This window comes from Lacinutrix salivirga, from assembly GCF_053604675.1.
Genome location: NZ_JBSHNP010000096.1, coordinates 1 through 15,626, shown reverse-complemented (window position 1 = coordinate 15,626; position 15,626 = coordinate 1). Strand labels below are relative to the sequence as shown.

9 protein-coding genes are annotated in these 15,626 nt (G+C 32.3%); 1 reads left to right on the top strand and 8 read right to left on the bottom strand.

Annotated elements, in window-relative coordinates; translation table 11 throughout:
• Positions 1-2: 2 nt before the first annotated feature.
• The 6 genes from ACVC5O_RS05245 to uvrA all read right to left on the bottom strand — a co-directional run bounded on the left by ACVC5O_RS05245 (position 3) and on the right by uvrA (position 13,137).
• A complete protein-coding gene (locus tag ACVC5O_RS05245) occupies positions 3-2,705 on the bottom strand; it encodes a T9SS type B sorting domain-containing protein (protein WP_452220419.1) in 2,703 nt (900 codons plus the stop codon).
• 114 nt (positions 2,706-2,819) lie between these two features.
• Entirely contained in the window at positions 2,820-5,231 is a 2,412-nt protein-coding gene (locus ACVC5O_RS05240; protein WP_452220418.1) for an alpha-ketoacid dehydrogenase subunit alpha/beta, read from the bottom strand.
• 172 nt (positions 5,232-5,403) lie between these two features.
• Positions 5,404-8,235: a metalloprotease gene (locus tag ACVC5O_RS05235; protein WP_452220417.1), complete on the bottom strand. Its 2,832-nt coding sequence runs from the start codon at positions 8,233-8,235 to the stop codon at positions 5,404-5,406.
• Positions 8,232-9,512 carry a T9SS type A sorting domain-containing protein gene (locus ACVC5O_RS05230; protein ID WP_452220416.1) on the bottom strand — a complete coding sequence of 427 codons (1,281 nt, stop codon included), beginning with the start codon at positions 9,510-9,512 and terminating at the stop codon, positions 8,232-8,234. Before ACVC5O_RS05230 ends, ACVC5O_RS05235 begins: the two co-directional genes overlap by 4 nt.
• Before the next feature lie 13 nt (positions 9,513-9,525).
• Positions 9,526-10,215, bottom strand: coding sequence for an LOG family protein (locus ACVC5O_RS05225; protein WP_452220415.1), 690 nt, complete (start codon positions 10,213-10,215; stop codon positions 9,526-9,528).
• A 90-nt stretch (positions 10,216-10,305) separates the two neighbouring features.
• A complete protein-coding gene (gene uvrA / locus ACVC5O_RS05220; RefSeq protein ID WP_452220414.1) occupies positions 10,306-13,137 on the bottom strand; it encodes an excinuclease ABC subunit UvrA in 2,832 nt (943 codons plus the stop codon).
• 226 nt (positions 13,138-13,363) lie between these two features.
• Here uvrA and ACVC5O_RS05215 point away from each other — a divergent pair, with 226 nt between their 5' ends.
• Entirely contained in the window at positions 13,364-13,891 is a 528-nt protein-coding gene (locus tag ACVC5O_RS05215) for a hypothetical protein (protein ID WP_452220413.1), read from the top strand.
• 181 nt (positions 13,892-14,072) lie between these two features.
• Here the strand turns inward: ACVC5O_RS05215 and ACVC5O_RS05210 are convergent, their stop codons facing one another.
• Together ACVC5O_RS05210 and ACVC5O_RS05205 are read right to left on the bottom strand one after the other, a co-directional pair.
• The gene (locus tag ACVC5O_RS05210) at positions 14,073-15,356 is read right to left on the bottom strand and encodes a hypothetical protein (protein ID WP_452220412.1); all 1,284 of its coding nucleotides are present in this window, start codon (positions 15,354-15,356) and stop codon (positions 14,073-14,075) included.
• A gap of 147 nt (positions 15,357-15,503) precedes the next feature.
• The coding region (locus ACVC5O_RS05205) for a dodecin family protein (RefSeq protein ID WP_452220531.1) at positions 15,504-15,626 on the bottom strand (123 nt) is incomplete at its 5' end.

Genomic DNA, 15,626 nt, shown 5'->3' with positions numbered 1-15,626 from the left:
TTTTATAATTTTAATGTAAAATGGCCATAATAGGTTTTTCCGTTAGAGAGCTTTAAAACATACCAATAATCGCTTTGAGGCAAAAGTTTATTATTAAATTTGCCATTCCAACCCATGCTATTTAAAGGATTAAATATGGAGAGGAGTTTACCATATCTATCGTATATATATAGAATTACATTATTATTTTCTGTATCTAATCCTTTAACATTCCAATACTCTAAATTGTTGTCGTTATTTGGAGAAAAGTGATTAGGAAATCCTAAAACATTAAACGTTTTGTTTACAGTTTCGCACTGGTTAATATCTCTCACAAAAACCTCGTGACTGCCAATACTTACATTTTGAAACACATTGGAAGTTTGGTAAATGCCAAATGGACTATCTAATGCATACTCATAACCATCAAAAGGTTGATTGAGCTCTATAATTACTGTATTGCCTTGTACATTAATTTCTGTAATTTCTGGAATTTGGTTTGTTATAACATGTACTATTATTTCTTTTTCACAATTTAGTAATGGATTAGAAATTCTTACAGTATATATTCCAGCATTTTCTATTGATATACTTTCTGTAGTTTCACTTGTATTCCATTGATACTCATAATCATTTATAAAAAGAGCTTCGATATTAGTAGAAATTTCTATAGGTAAATCGTTATGGCAAATTGTAATAGTTTGGTCTTGTACATTTGGGAAAGAAGCAACTGTTAACTCTAATGCTCCTAGTCCATAACACACATTTTCATTATCTACTGTAAATACTATTGTTTTGGATGTTGACGTATAATTATCTGGAAGACTATTTGCTGTATTTGATGCTTGAGAAACTGTTTCGTAAAAATTTATAGTTACTGTTCCAGGTAGATTTAAGTCTGCTAAAATTTGAGTTCTTACTGTATTTAAGTTAAAATTTGCAGTACCACTATTTTCACTATCGCAAGTTTCTAAAAAATAAGTGCTAAGGTCAATAGAGTCTTTTGTTTGTAAGCGCACATAAGCAATATCATAACATATAGTGTTTGCTTTAGTTACTTTGGCAACCAAAATTTCGTTTTCAAATTGATTTGTATAAGAATTATTTATCGCATTGTAATTATGCTCATCATCAATAGCTTCTTGTAGAGTATGGTAGTAAAACACATCAATTTCGCTGGCTCCAGCATTTAAAACTAATGCGCTATTCGCAACAGTTAAATCGAAAGTCGTTATACCATCAGTTGAATCATCATCAAAGCTATCACAGGCTATTAAATCATAAGTTGTTGTAATAACTTCCGGAATTTCAGAAATGGTAACTTGCTTTATTAAAGGGTCGTAATCTATACCATTTATGGAAAGTATTAAGCTCACAGTATAGGTTCCTGGTTGTGTGTAAGTATGGTATGGTTCAATTACGGTAGAAGTGTTTCCGTCTCCAAAATCCCATAAAACACTATCATAAGGGTCCTCTGAGGTGATAAAAAAATGTGTAGAATCGTTTAAACAACTATTTTCAAAATCGAAAGAAAACTTAAAGATTGATTGAATAAATGGAGGTAAGCCAATTTGAGCATTTCGTCCTTCTAAATAAATCGAGTTATGCGAATAGTTGCAAGCTGAACCAATTTCGTTTGGGTTGTTAATTACAGAAAGATGGCTACCTTGCCCAAAAACGACATAACCAGCTCTATATATTTTTCCATCTATAGCCAACTGTAAACCACCTGCAACATTTTGAGAAGTACTTATTACTTGTTGTGAGTTTGCTACATTACTACTCTCTACATTATATTGAAGAAGTTTACTATTTAAAAACGTGTCTTCTATTGTAAACTCTGATGCTGTAACGTATAGTAAGTTAGAGTTAGGAGAAAATTCTATGCCATAAGGATAGGTGTTTTGTATAATATTTTTTTGGTTAGTTACTGCTCCTGTAGTATTATTAAAATCGTATAATAACACTCTTCCAGAACGTCTTCTACCTGTATTAGGACTTCCTAAAGATGTAGAGCTATGTGCAATTGCAATTTTTTCTCCATCTGGAGAAACCTTTAAGTAGCCAATTGCTGTAATATTGGATCCAGCTTCATTAATTCTTGGTGTTATTGTTAACGATGTTGTGGACACGTAAGGAGTTTCTTCTACACCATTAGCAGTTACTTTAAAGGCATAAAATTTATTTATAAAATGAGTAATAACCCAAACATCAAAACCATTGCTATGAGTTACAGCTGTTAGTTTTTCTGAAGATTTGTATTCATTTTCAATAGGATCACTTGGATTATATGTGATTAAGTGATTGTTTTTATTGGATTCTACAACATCACCTAAACCATTATTAAGGCTCATATTAACTTCAGAGTAGTTTGTGCCTTCAATAGGATCGTCTGGAGATAGATAATAGTTTGGTTTATCTGTAGTAAATATGTAATAAGAAGAAGAGTTACCTGGTTTTGGAATTATTATCGCAGATTCTGTACTTGAGCTATCACCTAATAAGCCTGTGCCATTAGGCATTACATTGTGAGTTCTATCCCAAACGGTTGTTCCATCGGTATAAAACAATAAATTTCCATTAGAATCAGAGATTGTGGCACAGCCTTCTTTTGTTGAAAGCGCTCCATCTAGTTTAGGGACAGGAAAACCACTATTAAAATCTAAACCAGCAAAATCACCAAAATACCAATTTGCAGACTCTTTTTGAGCATAAGACAAATGCATAAAAAGAATTGCAATGGTAAAAAGGAATAATCTTAAAGTTTTAATAGCTTTAGTTTTTTAAGTTATTATAAAATTAGTAAAAAACTAAAGCACTTTGGGTTTTCTGGTGTTAATTTACCTCAATTTAGGAAAGTCTTCTGGATTGACTTCATGCATCACTTCGTAAACAGCTTCAAAAACATCTTCTACAGATGGTTTTGAGAAATAGTCACCATCTGTTCCATAAGCTGGTCTGTGGTTTTTTGCAGCCAAAGTAGTTGGTTTACTATCTAAATGTTTATAAGCGTTTTGAGTGTTTACAATTTCGTTTAAAATAAAAGCAGAAGCGCCTCCAGGAACGTCTTCATCAATAACCATTAAACGATTAGTTTTTGCTATACTTTTTACAATATCATGATTAATATCAAAAGGGAGTAAGGATTGGATATCAATTATTTCAGCATTAATACCAACTTCTACAAGTTCTTTTGCAGCTTGCTCCACAATACGCAATGTAGAACCATAAGACACTAAAGTAATATCGCTTCCTTCTCTTATTGTTTCTACAACACCAATTGGTGTTTTAAATTCACCAATATTATTAGGCATTTTTTCTTTTAATCGGTAGCCATTTAAACACTCTACAATAAGTGCAGGATCGTCGCTTTCTAATAAGGTATTATAAAAACCAGCAGCTTTAGTCATGTTTCGAGGGACTAAAACATGGATGCCACGCACAAGATTAATAACGCCTCCCATTTGTGAGCCAGAATGCCAAATACCTTCTAATCTATGACCTCTAGTTCTTACAATTAAAGGTGCTTTTTGTCGTCCATGAGTTCTGTAATGCAATGTTGCCAAGTCGTCACTCATTATTTGTAACGCGTATAGAATATAGTCTAAATATTGTATTTCGGCAATTGGTCGTAATCCTCTCATTGCCATCCCAATACCTTGTCCTAAAATACTGGCTTCTCTAATCCCAACGTCTGCCACACGCAATTCTCCATATTTTGCTTGCATGCCTTCCAAGCCTTGATTAACATCACCAATGTGGCCTGCATCTTCTCCAAATATTAAGGCTTCAGGATAGTTGTTAAATATAGCATCAAAATTATCGCGAATTATTATACGACCATCTACATCTTCTGCATTTGCATCGTAAGTAGGTGTAATCTCTTTTACATGTAATGCAGAATTTTTAGACTCGCTATATAAATGTGAGCTGTATTTTGGTTGAACTGTTGCTATATAGTTATTAATCCATTCTACGAGTTGGTTTTTTTCTGAAGAATTTTCACTTATAACATAGCGTAATGCTTTTCTTGCAGCAGATATAATATCTTTTCTAATAGGTTCGCTAATTTGTTCTAAATCTGCTTTAAGCTTCGTAATAAATACAGCATTAGCACTAGAAACAGAAAGGGTTTCTAAAAGGGAAACCAAAGTATTTCTTTCTTCTAAAATTGGGTTTATATATGCAGACCAAGCCGCTTTTTTGCCATCTCTAACTTGTTTTTTTATGTCTTTTTCTATTGCAGAAAGTGCGTCGTCTGTAGCAATGCTGTTGGAAACCATCCATTCTCGCATTTTAACGTTGCAATCGTATTGCGCTTCCCAAGCTAAGCGTTCTTCATTTTTATAACGCTCATGCGAGCCAGAAGTAGAGTGACCTTGTGGTTGCGTTAACTCGTTTACATGTATTAAAACAGGAACATGTTCTTTTCTAGCAATTTGCGACGCTTTTTGGTAAGTATCCACCAACGCTGCGTAATCCCAACCGTTTACGCGTAGAATTTCGAAGCCATTTGTATCTTTTTCTCTTTGAAAGCCTTTTAGTATTTCCGAAATGTTTTCTTTTGTAGTTTGGTGTTTTGCATGTACCGAAATACCATACTCATCGTCCCAAACACTCATTACCATTGGTACTTTTAAAACACCTGCAGCATTTATAGTTTCAAAAAATAAGCCTTCGCTAGTACTTGCATTACCAATAGTTCCCCAAGCCACTTCGTTTCCTTTATCAGAAAATTTAGTAGTATCAATTCCTTTTACATTTCTATAAATTTTAGAAGCCTGTGCCAAACCTAAAAGTCTTGGCATTTGTCCTGCAGTAGGCGAAATATCTGAACTTGAATTTTTTTGTTTGGTTAGGTTTTTCCAGTTTCCATCTTCATCTAAGCTATGTGTAGAAAAATGGCCTCCCATTTGTCTTCCAGCAGACATTGGATCGTGGTTTATGTCTGAGTGACCATAAAGACCAGCAAAAAACTGTTGGATAGAAAGCTCTCCAATGGCCATCATAAAGGTTTGGTCTCTATAGTAACCAGATCTAAAATCTCCATTTTTAAACGCTTTTGCCCAAGCAAGCTGTGGGACTTCTTTTCCATCACCAAAAATACCAAACTTGGCTTTACCAGTTAGTACTTCTCTACGACCTAATAAACTACACTCTCTACTAGTTACTGCAATTTTATAATCGTTTAAAACTTCTGTTTTAAAATCTTCAAAAGAAACTTTTTTTTGAGTGTCTGTTTTAGTCTGCATAGCGTGGAAAATATTAAATACAAATTTAGCTATAAATTACGATTTTAGCAATTTAAAAAAGTCTTAAAAAATTATTGAATAATCAGTAAAAAGCTATTTTTTGTTAGAATAAATTAAGATTTTATAAAACAGAGCGATTTCGTTATAGATTTAATAATCTAAAAAAGTCATATTAATACCAACGTCTAGTAAATAATTTTAGAAGTGTTTTTGGAGATAAAGTAATCACAAATCTAATTTTTTGATCATAATTTGGTTGTCCTATTTCCCAACCTAAATTTGAATATACTGGTAAATACAACTCAAAATAATCTTCTACTAAATTAAGTCTTATTCCAGAATCGTAAACAAAGTTTGGAGTAGAGCCATGGTTATTAACAAATCCTACATCTCCATAAGCCATTATGTAGCGCCAAATGGTTGTACTTGTGTTTATTGTAGTTATCCATTGATTAGCAAATGGCGTACTGAGTTTAGATTTAAAACCACCTTCTGCAACTATGTATTGCTGGCTAAGAACTCCTGTGTCTTCTGAGCGACCTAAATAGTTATAATCAAATAAGTAATCTGTTGGTCTGTCTAGTGCAAAGCTAAAATAGTCTGAATTTTGGTACGTACTGTTATATAAAAAGGTACCTGCAAATAGTCTTACATTATATTGTCTGTTATTTTCAGTGAGTTTTCTAAATTCAAAAGTAAAGGCTGCTTTTCCAAAATTTTTGGCTAACTGTAAATCTGTATTCCAGCCAAAATAATTTTTTAAATTTGGGTTTTGTTCGCCATAACTTACATTAAACACGCTATAATTTGGCTCATCTTCTGTATTAAACTCACCAGTAATATCTTCGTCTCTAGCAATTCTGGTAAATCTAGCGTTTAAAAAGCGCTTTTTGTTATCTCTTAAATCGTCTGGATTTCTAAAACTGAAATTTATAAAAGGCGTAAATTTTGTAAATGATAAATCTGGCGCATAATTAGCGTATTGTCCTGCAACACCAATACGAGTTCTGTACAAATCTTGGTTTTGAGGTCTAAAATTGTATTGTACAGATCCTGATCCAATAAGTTGCTTACTCTTAATAGCGTATTTAGGACTAAAATTATACAGAAAGCGTTTACTTAACACTGTTTTGTTATACAATTTTAATCCTGGCGAAAATCCATCGTAAAAATTATAATCAAATTCTGGCATAAAAAAGACCTGATTGTAATTAGGGTCTTCAATATCTTTAAACAGCCTAAATTGTAGTGGTTTATTATTAAATAAAAAGCCTCTTAGAGATTTCCAGTTGTTTCTATTATTAAATTCTGGTATGGTATTATCGTAATTTAAAACTAGTTTATTGCCTTCGTCCCTAGGAATTGTAATGGTTTTTTCGTTAGTAAATCCTGTAACCCAACGTTTTGAATATATGCTATCATCCTTAACCGAAAACAAAGATATTGGCATTGTGTTATTATGAAGATTTTTAAGTGTTACTGTTAGTGAATCTTCGGTTTTTTTGATTTTTTTAATCTTGTAATCTATACGTTTGTTTGTTTGAAGATATTCAGAAAAAAACCATTCTAAATCTTTATTGGTTTTAGATTCTAAAAGTGTTTTAAAGTCTTTAGGTGTGGTTTCCTTTAACTTATATTGCGCTAAATATTCAGAAATTGTTTCTTCTATAACATTAGAGTTTATGTAGGATTCTAAATATTTTAAACCCACTCCTGCTTTGTATTTATTTGCTATATTTTTATTAAATTTTAATAACGAATCTTTAGCCATTGTTAATGGTTGGTCCAGATTTGTTCTTGCCATGTGCATAAACATAAAGCCATATTGATCGTTAAAATCCAAATCTGCAGCATGAAAGGATCTAATTCCAAATACATTAGAGAGGTTTCCTAAAAGTTTCATGTTTGGATAATACGTATCTACATATTTCATTAAATAATACACTTGGATACCATCTAACAACCAGTGTTCTTTTCTTGGATTAATAAGAAGCGTATTTTCTAAATAATTTAATAATCCTGTTTTAAGTATTTTTAATTCGTATTGAAATGTGCTAGGAAACGGACGAATAAAATCTGGCAGTTGATTAATACCATAAATTGGGTCTTTTTTATAATCAATTTCAGTAATTAATAAGGTTTTATGCGGATAATCACCAAGCTCATTAGTTATAAACTGTGCAACTTTATCTGTTGCTATTGCTTTTTCGGTTCTGTCTAAGCCTTCATCATCTATATCGGAAAGCACCTCAAAAAAATCGGTTTCAATTGTTTTGTATTTTGACTCTGTTTTAAGGAGTAACTTAGTGTTTTTTCGTTGTTTACCAGAGAGTGTAATGGTTTTTGTATTTCCATTATCTTGATTACTTATAGTGTTTAATTCCGAAATAAGTGTGTGTGTCTTTGGAATTGTAATCCTCCAATTTAAATTGGCTAGCGGAATAAAAGCATCGTCTAAATTTTTATTACTAAAATGTTGCCAATCTGTAGTATAAATTGCTGGAGTAATATACCAATAGCGTAGGTTGACATCGTTATCGCTTGTTATGCCATAGCGTGTAAATTTATCGTTTGGGATTTGTACTGTATATTTTAATTGTAAGATGTAGGAAGAATTGGGAGCAAGTGGTTGATCTAATTCTACTTTAATAACATCTATTTGCTTCTCTAATCTTTTATAGTTTAAAGCAGTGCTGTTTTGTGTTATAGATTGGATTGTTGTAAAACCACGATCTTCATCTTTGGCAAAGTGAAATGTGTTTTTAAATTCGTCTGCAAAACGTTCTGCAAGAGGTGTGTCTTTTTCGGAGTAACTATTACTCCAATCGTTTAAATAAATAGAATTTAATGTAGTATTGGAAGTGTTTTTATATTGAATAGTTTGTGTTATTGAAATGCTTTTGTTCTCAATATCAAAAACAGCATTTACATCAATAGTATTCTGGCTTAAGGCCGAAAAACTAATGAGTAAACAACACACAAAACTTAGATAACGTACTATCAATTTAGTTTCACAAACTTTAGAGGTTCTACATTCATACTTGGGATTGTAATATAGTATATTCCGTTAGATAAAGAAGATGTATTTACTATTACCTCTTCATTTTTAACACTACTACTAAGCACAAGTTGTCCAAGTGTATTATAAATGGTTATAGTTTTGGTTGTTAGTATTGGATTTGCTTTAAGAGTAATTGAAGCATTAGCTATATTGGTAGTTTTAAACGCTAATAGAGGTTGATTTATTGTAAATTCTTCAATATTAAGTAAAGCTTCATTGGTTTCCAATTCAATAGTTACAGGTAAATGGTCGCTAAAATTATATAAAGCATTTCGTATTTCAAATCCAAAATCTGCAATAGTAGCATCGCTGTCTTCTGCACAATCCAATGAGTTTATTTCTTTATTGTAACAATTATTATTAGAGTTGTTGCCATATACTTGGTACGAATTGGCTTTAAATTGTAATTCTAAATTGTTTGAAAGATTTGGAGTGGTCATAATAAAATCGAACCTGTCGTCAAATCCACCAGTTGAGCCTCCTAAACCCGTTGCTGTTCTTGTAGATTGCGTAAAAACATCCACATAATTAGCGTTGTTATGCCAACTACCAACTCTATTTGCTGGATCTATAAAATGAATTGTATTAGAGTTGTCCGTAAGTTCCTGGAAAGCAGGTTCTGAAAACGTATATACATTTAAATCGCCAGCCAATATTACCAATTCATCTCCATTAAAGGTATCTAAATAGGTTTGTAAATCGTTAACCATTTGTAAACGTAATTGTTGGTTGTTAGTGCCACTAGACGCTTTTAGGTGACAAACAATTATATGAAAAATTACAGGATTACTACTTTGATTAACACTATTTAATTTTAAGGTATAATGATTAAAATCTCTAAAAATTGATGTTACAATAGCTTGACTTTCTAAAATAAACTTAGAGCTATCATAATATAATAGATTTTGTAAATCGTTTTGGTCACTTATGTTATCGTCTGAAGTGTTAAGCTCAAAACTAGCCATAGCAAAGTTACTATTTATAGTTTGAAGCGATCCTAATATATCGTTTGCTCCAGAGCTATTGTTAAGTTCGCATACCATAAATAAATCTGGCTGATAGGTGCCTAAAACATACTCCAAATACCCTAAACGTGTTGCAGCAGGTTCTTGCAAAGGATAGTTAAGTAAATTATAAAACATGGCTTTAAATGTTTCTTGAGAGAAACAAGTAGCCACATTTAAACATAGTAAAAGAGATACTATAAATTGTTTACGCATTATAATTTGCATTTTAGAAATTTGGACTTAAACCATATTCCTTATAGAAATTATCTAGAATAGTCACCACCTCTTCTTCTGTATCTACTAAATGAATTAAATCTAAATCTTTAGCGCTAATATTCGCAAACCGATCTAAAAGTGTTGATTTTACCCAATCCATTAAACCTTCCCAGAATTCTACACCTACTAAAATTATTGGAAATTTTTCAATTTTATTAGTTTGTATAAGTGTAATAGCTTCAAACAACTCGTCTAAAGTTCCAAAACCTCCAGGCATCACTACAAAACCTTGAGAGTATTTAACAAACATTACTTTTCTAACAAAAAAGTAATCAAAATCTAAGCTTTTATCGTTATCAATATATGGATTATCGTGCTGCTCAAATGGCAAATCAATATTTAATCCTACCGAAGTTCCACCAGCTAAATGTGCACCTTTATTACCAGCTTCCATTATACCAGGTCCTCCTCCAGTAATAACTCCATAGCCAGCTTCACAGATTTTAGTGGCTACGTTTTCGGCTAATTTATAGTATTTGTCTTCTGGTTTTGTTCTTGCAGATCCAAAAATAGATACACAAGGTCCAATTTGACTCATTTTTTCAAATCCACTAACAAATTCTCCCATGATTTTAAAAATCGCCCAAGAATCGTTTGTTTTATTTTCATTCCAACCTTTTGGATGTTGTTCTTTTCTCATATTTTTCAGTATTCAGTATTCAGTATTCAGTATTCAGTATTCAGTATTCAGTATTCAGTATTCAGTATTCAGTATTCAGTATTCAGCTTGCTAAATTAGTTCTTTTTTTAAGAATTTAGCCGTGTAACTTTTTTTATGTTTTGCTACGTGTTCTGGAGTGCCTTCAACTATAATTTCTCCTCCACCTTGTCCACCTTCGTAACCAATATCAATAATATGATCTACAGTTTTAATAACATCTAAATTGTGTTCAATAATTAAAACTGTATTGCCTTTGTTAGCCAGTTTATTTAGCACAATCATTAATACTCTAATGTCTTCAAAATGCAAGCCAGTTGTAGGCTCATCGAGTATGTAAAACGTGTTACCTGTATCGCGTTTACTTAATTCTGTGGCTAATTTTATACGTTGCGCTTCGCCACCAGAAAGTGTTGTGCTTTGCTGTCCTAATGTGATATATCCTAAACCAACATCCTTTATAGTTTTTAGTTTTCGGTTAATTTTAGGGATGTGTTCAAAAAAGTCAACAGCTTCATTAATAGTCATGTTTAACACATCACTAATGTTTTTTCCTTTATATCTTATTTCTAAAGTTTCGCGATTAAAACGTTTACCTTGGCAGGTTTCACACTCTACGTAAACATCTGGAAGGAAATTCATCTCTATAACACGCAATCCTCCTCCTTTACAGGTCTCGCAACGTCCTCCAGTAACATTAAAACTAAATCGACCAGGTTTATAACCACGTATCATAGCCTCTGGTATTTTAGCAAAAAGACTTCGTATTTCGCTAAATGTACCTGTGTACGTTGCAGGATTACTACGTGGTGTTCTACCAATTGGAGATTGGTTAATATCTATAACTTTGTCTATATGCTCTAAACCTTTAATGCTCTTATAAGGCATTGGTTTTTTAACACCATTAAAATAATTTGCATTTAAAATAGGGTAGAGGGTTTCATTAATTAATGTGGATTTTCCGCTACCAGAAACACCTGTTACACCTATCATTTTTCCTAATGGGAATTTTACCGAAACATTTTTTAAGTTATTTCCAGTACATCCTTTTAGGACTAAAAAGTTTCCGTTGCCTTCTCTACGTTTTTTAGGCACTTCAATTTCGCGTTTACCATTAAGGTATTCCGCAGTTAATGTATTTTGTTTTAATAATTCTTCTGGTGTGCCTTGGCTAATAATTTCGCCTCCATATTTTCCTGCTCGTGGCCCAATATCAATCACGTGGTCTGCACGTTCAATCATATCTTTATCATGCTCTACAACAATAACAGAATTGCCAATATCTCTTAATGATACTAGAGAATTAATGAGTTTTTCGTTATCGCGTTGGTGTAATCCAATGCTTGGCTCATCTAAAATATAGAGTACACCAACCAATTGCGAGCCAATTTGTGTTGCTAATCTAATACGTTGCGCCTCTCCACCAGAGAGCGATTTTGAGCTTCGGTTTAGTGATAAATAGGTTAAACCAACATCTAATAAAAATTGAAGTCTGGTTTTTATTTCTTTTATAATTTCTTCAGCAATTTTAAGCTGATTTCCTGTTAGTCTTTTGTCTAAATCTTTAAACCATTCTGCTAAATTAACAATATCCATAGTTGCTAATTCGGCAATATTCTTCTCATTAATTTTAAAATTAAGCGATTCTTGTCTTAAGCGAGAGCCATGGCATTCAGCACATTCAATTTTATCCATATACTCTTTAGCCCAACGTTTTAATGAGGTTGTATCTGCAGAGTTGTATTGATTTTCGATAAAATTGGCAACACCTTCAAAGTCTATTTTATAATCGCGTGTTACACCTAACGTTTTACTTTCTACTGAAAACTTATCGTTTCCACCATACATAATCATTTGCTTGGCGTCTTTCGGGATATCTTTGTAAGCGTCTGTTAATTTAAAATTATAACGTTGCGCAATAGTTTCAAACTGCTTAAAAATCCAGCTCTTTTTTTCTGCTCCATGAGGAGCTAAAGCACCATTTTTTATAGAAAGCGACTCGTCCGGAACAATCTTTTTCTCATTGACTTTATACAAAGTTCCAATCCCATTACAATTAGGACAAGCACCTTTTGGCGAGTTAAACGAAAAGTTATTAGGCTCAGGATTTGGATAAGAAATCCCTGAACTTGGACACATTAAACTACGACTAAAATAGCGAGCCTCTTGCGTATCTTGGTCAATAACCATAAGCACATCGTCGCCATGATACATGGCTGTATTTATGCTTTCGGTTAGTCGTTTATCGTTATCTACGTCATCATCAATCTTTAGTCTATCGATTACAATTTCTATATCATGAGTTTTATAACGGTCTAGCTTCATGCCTTTTACAAGGTCTTTTATTTCGCCATCTGTGCGCACTTTTACAAAGCCTTGCTTGGCAATTTGCTCAAATAATTCGCGGTAATGACCTTTACGAGAGCGAACAACAGGAGCTAAAACATTAATGCGTTTACCATTATAACTTTCGGTAATTAATTGTTTTATTTGCTCGTCACTATAACTCACCATTTTTTCGCCAGTATTATAGCTATAAGCATCACTACCACGAGCATATAACAACCGTAAAAAATCGTAAATTTCTGTAATTGTACCAACAGTTGAACGTGGCGATTTGCTAGTTGTTTTTTGCTCAATTGCAATAACAGGAGACAAACCATCGATTTTATCGACATCTGGTCGTTCTAAACCTCCTAAAAACTGACGTGCATATGCCGAAAACGTTTCGATATAACGACGTTGTCCTTCAGCATAAATAGTATCAAAAGCCAAAGACGATTTTCCACTTCCAGATAAACCAGTTATTACTACTAGCTTTTCTCTGGGAATTGTAACGTCTATGTTTTTTAAATTGTGAACGCGAGCGCCTTGAACTTCAATGTTTTCTTCGTAATTCGTCATAAATAGGAATCTTCCTTTTTCTTTTAGCAAAGTTGCAAAGATACGGTTTTTAGCATTCTTTTTTTAGCCGAATTAGTTAGGATTTTATTAAAATGTATTGAAGATTTCATATTAAATTTTTAATTTCGGTTTAGAATGTTTTTTTATTTTGAAAACTTCTGTTTTAATACGAATTGAATAGTAAATAAGATTTCCGTTTAAGCGGAAGCATAAAAACAAATATTAAATGAAACTACTAGGAATAGGCTCTAGAATTAACCACAACGAATTTGGAAAAGGCGTAATTACAAATGTAACTTCCCAACACTATTGGGTCACTTTTATAGACAACGGATTAGAAACCATTGATTTGGATACCGAATTTGAAATTATTGAAGCTGCTGAAGATGATGTAGATACCGTAAGCTTTTTTGAAGTGGAACGTAGCTTAGTAAAAATTTTAAAAAAATATAGCGATGTTTCTGAAGTTGTGCCAATTGGTGATAAATGGAAAGGCGGAAAATTAATTTTAGAACCAGAAGACACCAATTTAAAATCGAAAGAAATTAAAATTGAAGACTTTTTTCATAAAATAACAATGGTTCGTGATCGCTTGCGTGTTATGGAACAAAAAGTAAATTCTAGTAATTTACAAGAACAAGAAAAGATTGATTTACAGCAATACATCACACGTATTTATGGTAGTTTAACCACTTTTAATGTGTTGTTTAAGTCTAAAGAACAGCAATTTGTTGGACAGAAGAGTAGTAGGTAGTGAGTTGTTAATAGTGAGTGGTGAGTGGTGAGTGGTGAGTGGTGAGAAGTTAAAAGTGAATAATGAAAAGTTATCATCTAATAATGAAAGTTTAAAACTAAGTGTTATTTTTAATTATGATGTCATCCAGAACGAAGAATGAGGAGGAATCTCACAGCTATTTATAACTGCTTTAATTATTCTAAACCTTTGGAGGTGGAGGTGGAGGTGGAGGTGGAACATCGCTAGGAAGAAACTCCTGAAATTCAATATGTAAAGAAAGGCTATCTTCATGTTTTTTATTGAGCTCGTTAAAATCGGTTGTTACCTTTAAAAGTATGTGTTTTAATGAAGAAATTTCATTTAGAGAATCTTGACTTATAAAAATACTTATTTTATTTCGATTTGGTCTGTAGTTTTTTCCTCTATAAACACCAATTTCATCTAAGTATTTTGGAAGGCTATCAATAGATGTGTCATAAATTGAAGGATGTTTTATTGTACTATTTTTAATTTGAATGATATTGTTTGTGAAATAGCATTTTAAAGTGTTTGAGCAGTCAAAATATGGTTTTAGTTTAAAATTAATAGAATCATTTTTAACAGAAACTATTGAGCTTTTACCACCAAGACAAAGTGCGTTTAAGTGTTTAAGTAGGTCTTTAAAATTTTTTAAAGAATCTAACTCTACACTTTCTCGATTCCCTGTGTTGTAAAGTTCTCTATTAGGATAATAGTATGTCACTCCTTCTTCTGGAGTTGTTTTTATCCCTTCAATCTCAATACCTAAAATCATTAATTTATGGAATGTTGGTAATTGCGCTCCTGTGTCTGTAGTTGTCCAAGCATTCCAAGTGGCTTCTAAACCTTGTATTGGCAATATAGAAACCCACATTTGAAAGCTTTTTGGTTTACCATTCTCGTCCAAATGCCATAAATACGAATCTCCAGGAGTAGAGCCTCCATTGGTGTAAGTGACTAGTAATGCCTCATTATTATCTTCAGTTTTTACAATTCTACGTTCAGTTCCTGGATCAAATACTTTGTAAGGTGCAACTAGCCAAAAGGTATCGTTGTTAAAAAGGTCTATTGCCTTTTCTATAGCTTCTTTCGCTTGTTTGTCTTTAATTTTAGTGTTGTTTACAAAGGCTTCATTTTTTGTAGGATCATTAAAATCTAAATGTACTTTGTAGTTTTTCCAATAAACTTCGCAGGTATTCTCGGTTTTATACCATTTAAAATGATGTCGTTTTTTAAATGTAAACTCTATATAGTCTGTTGCTTTGTACTTATTATAATCTAAAGCAGTTAACATTTTTGTAGCTAAAGCATCTGCTTGTTCGCCTTGCATTCCTGTTGGTAACGGCTCATTGTATTTTAAATATAAAAATCCAAAAAGCAATAGAGTAGGAAGTGTAAAAAATATTACAATTCCAAACCCTATTTTCAGGATTCTCTTAAGTGTTAGTTTCTTTTTCTTTCTCATTATTAATTTTAGAATAATATAACTTCTATTATTTTGGACTACTAAATTAAATATATAATCTGTCTTTTTAGCTTATGTTTCAACTAAAAGTAAATAAAACAGCCTGAACATTTTGTTCAGGCTGTTTTATTAGATATAAGCAGGAAATTACTCTACTTCAAAAGTGATTTTTAAGTTCACTCTAAAATCAGAAACTTCACCATCTTTAACACTAGCACTCTGATCTTTTACATATACAGAACGAATGTTCTTAACGCTTTTAGAGGCGTG

Bases quoted from the DNA above. Each gene is read 5' to 3' on its own strand.
- ACVC5O_RS05245 (WP_452220419.1), bottom strand. From the start codon at position 2,705: ATGCATTTGTCTTATGCTCAAAAAGAGTCTGCAAATTGGTATTTTGGT.
- ACVC5O_RS05225 (WP_452220415.1), bottom strand. From the start codon at position 10,215: ATGAGAAAAGAACAACATCCAAAAGGTTGGAATGAAAATAAAACAAAC.
- ACVC5O_RS05240 (WP_452220418.1), bottom strand. From the start codon at position 5,231: ATGCAGACTAAAACAGACACTCAAAAAAAAGTTTCTTTTGAAGATTTT.
- ACVC5O_RS05230 (WP_452220416.1), bottom strand. From the start codon at position 9,512: ATGCGTAAACAATTTATAGTATCTCTTTTACTATGTTTAAATGTGGCT.
- ACVC5O_RS05210 (WP_452220412.1), bottom strand. From the start codon at position 15,356: ATGAGAAAGAAAAAGAAACTAACACTTAAGAGAATCCTGAAAATAGGG.
- uvrA (WP_452220414.1), bottom strand. From the start codon at position 13,137: ATGACGAATTACGAAGAAAACATTGAAGTTCAAGGCGCTCGCGTTCAC.
- ACVC5O_RS05215 (WP_452220413.1), top strand. From the start codon at position 13,364: ATGAAACTACTAGGAATAGGCTCTAGAATTAACCACAACGAATTTGGA.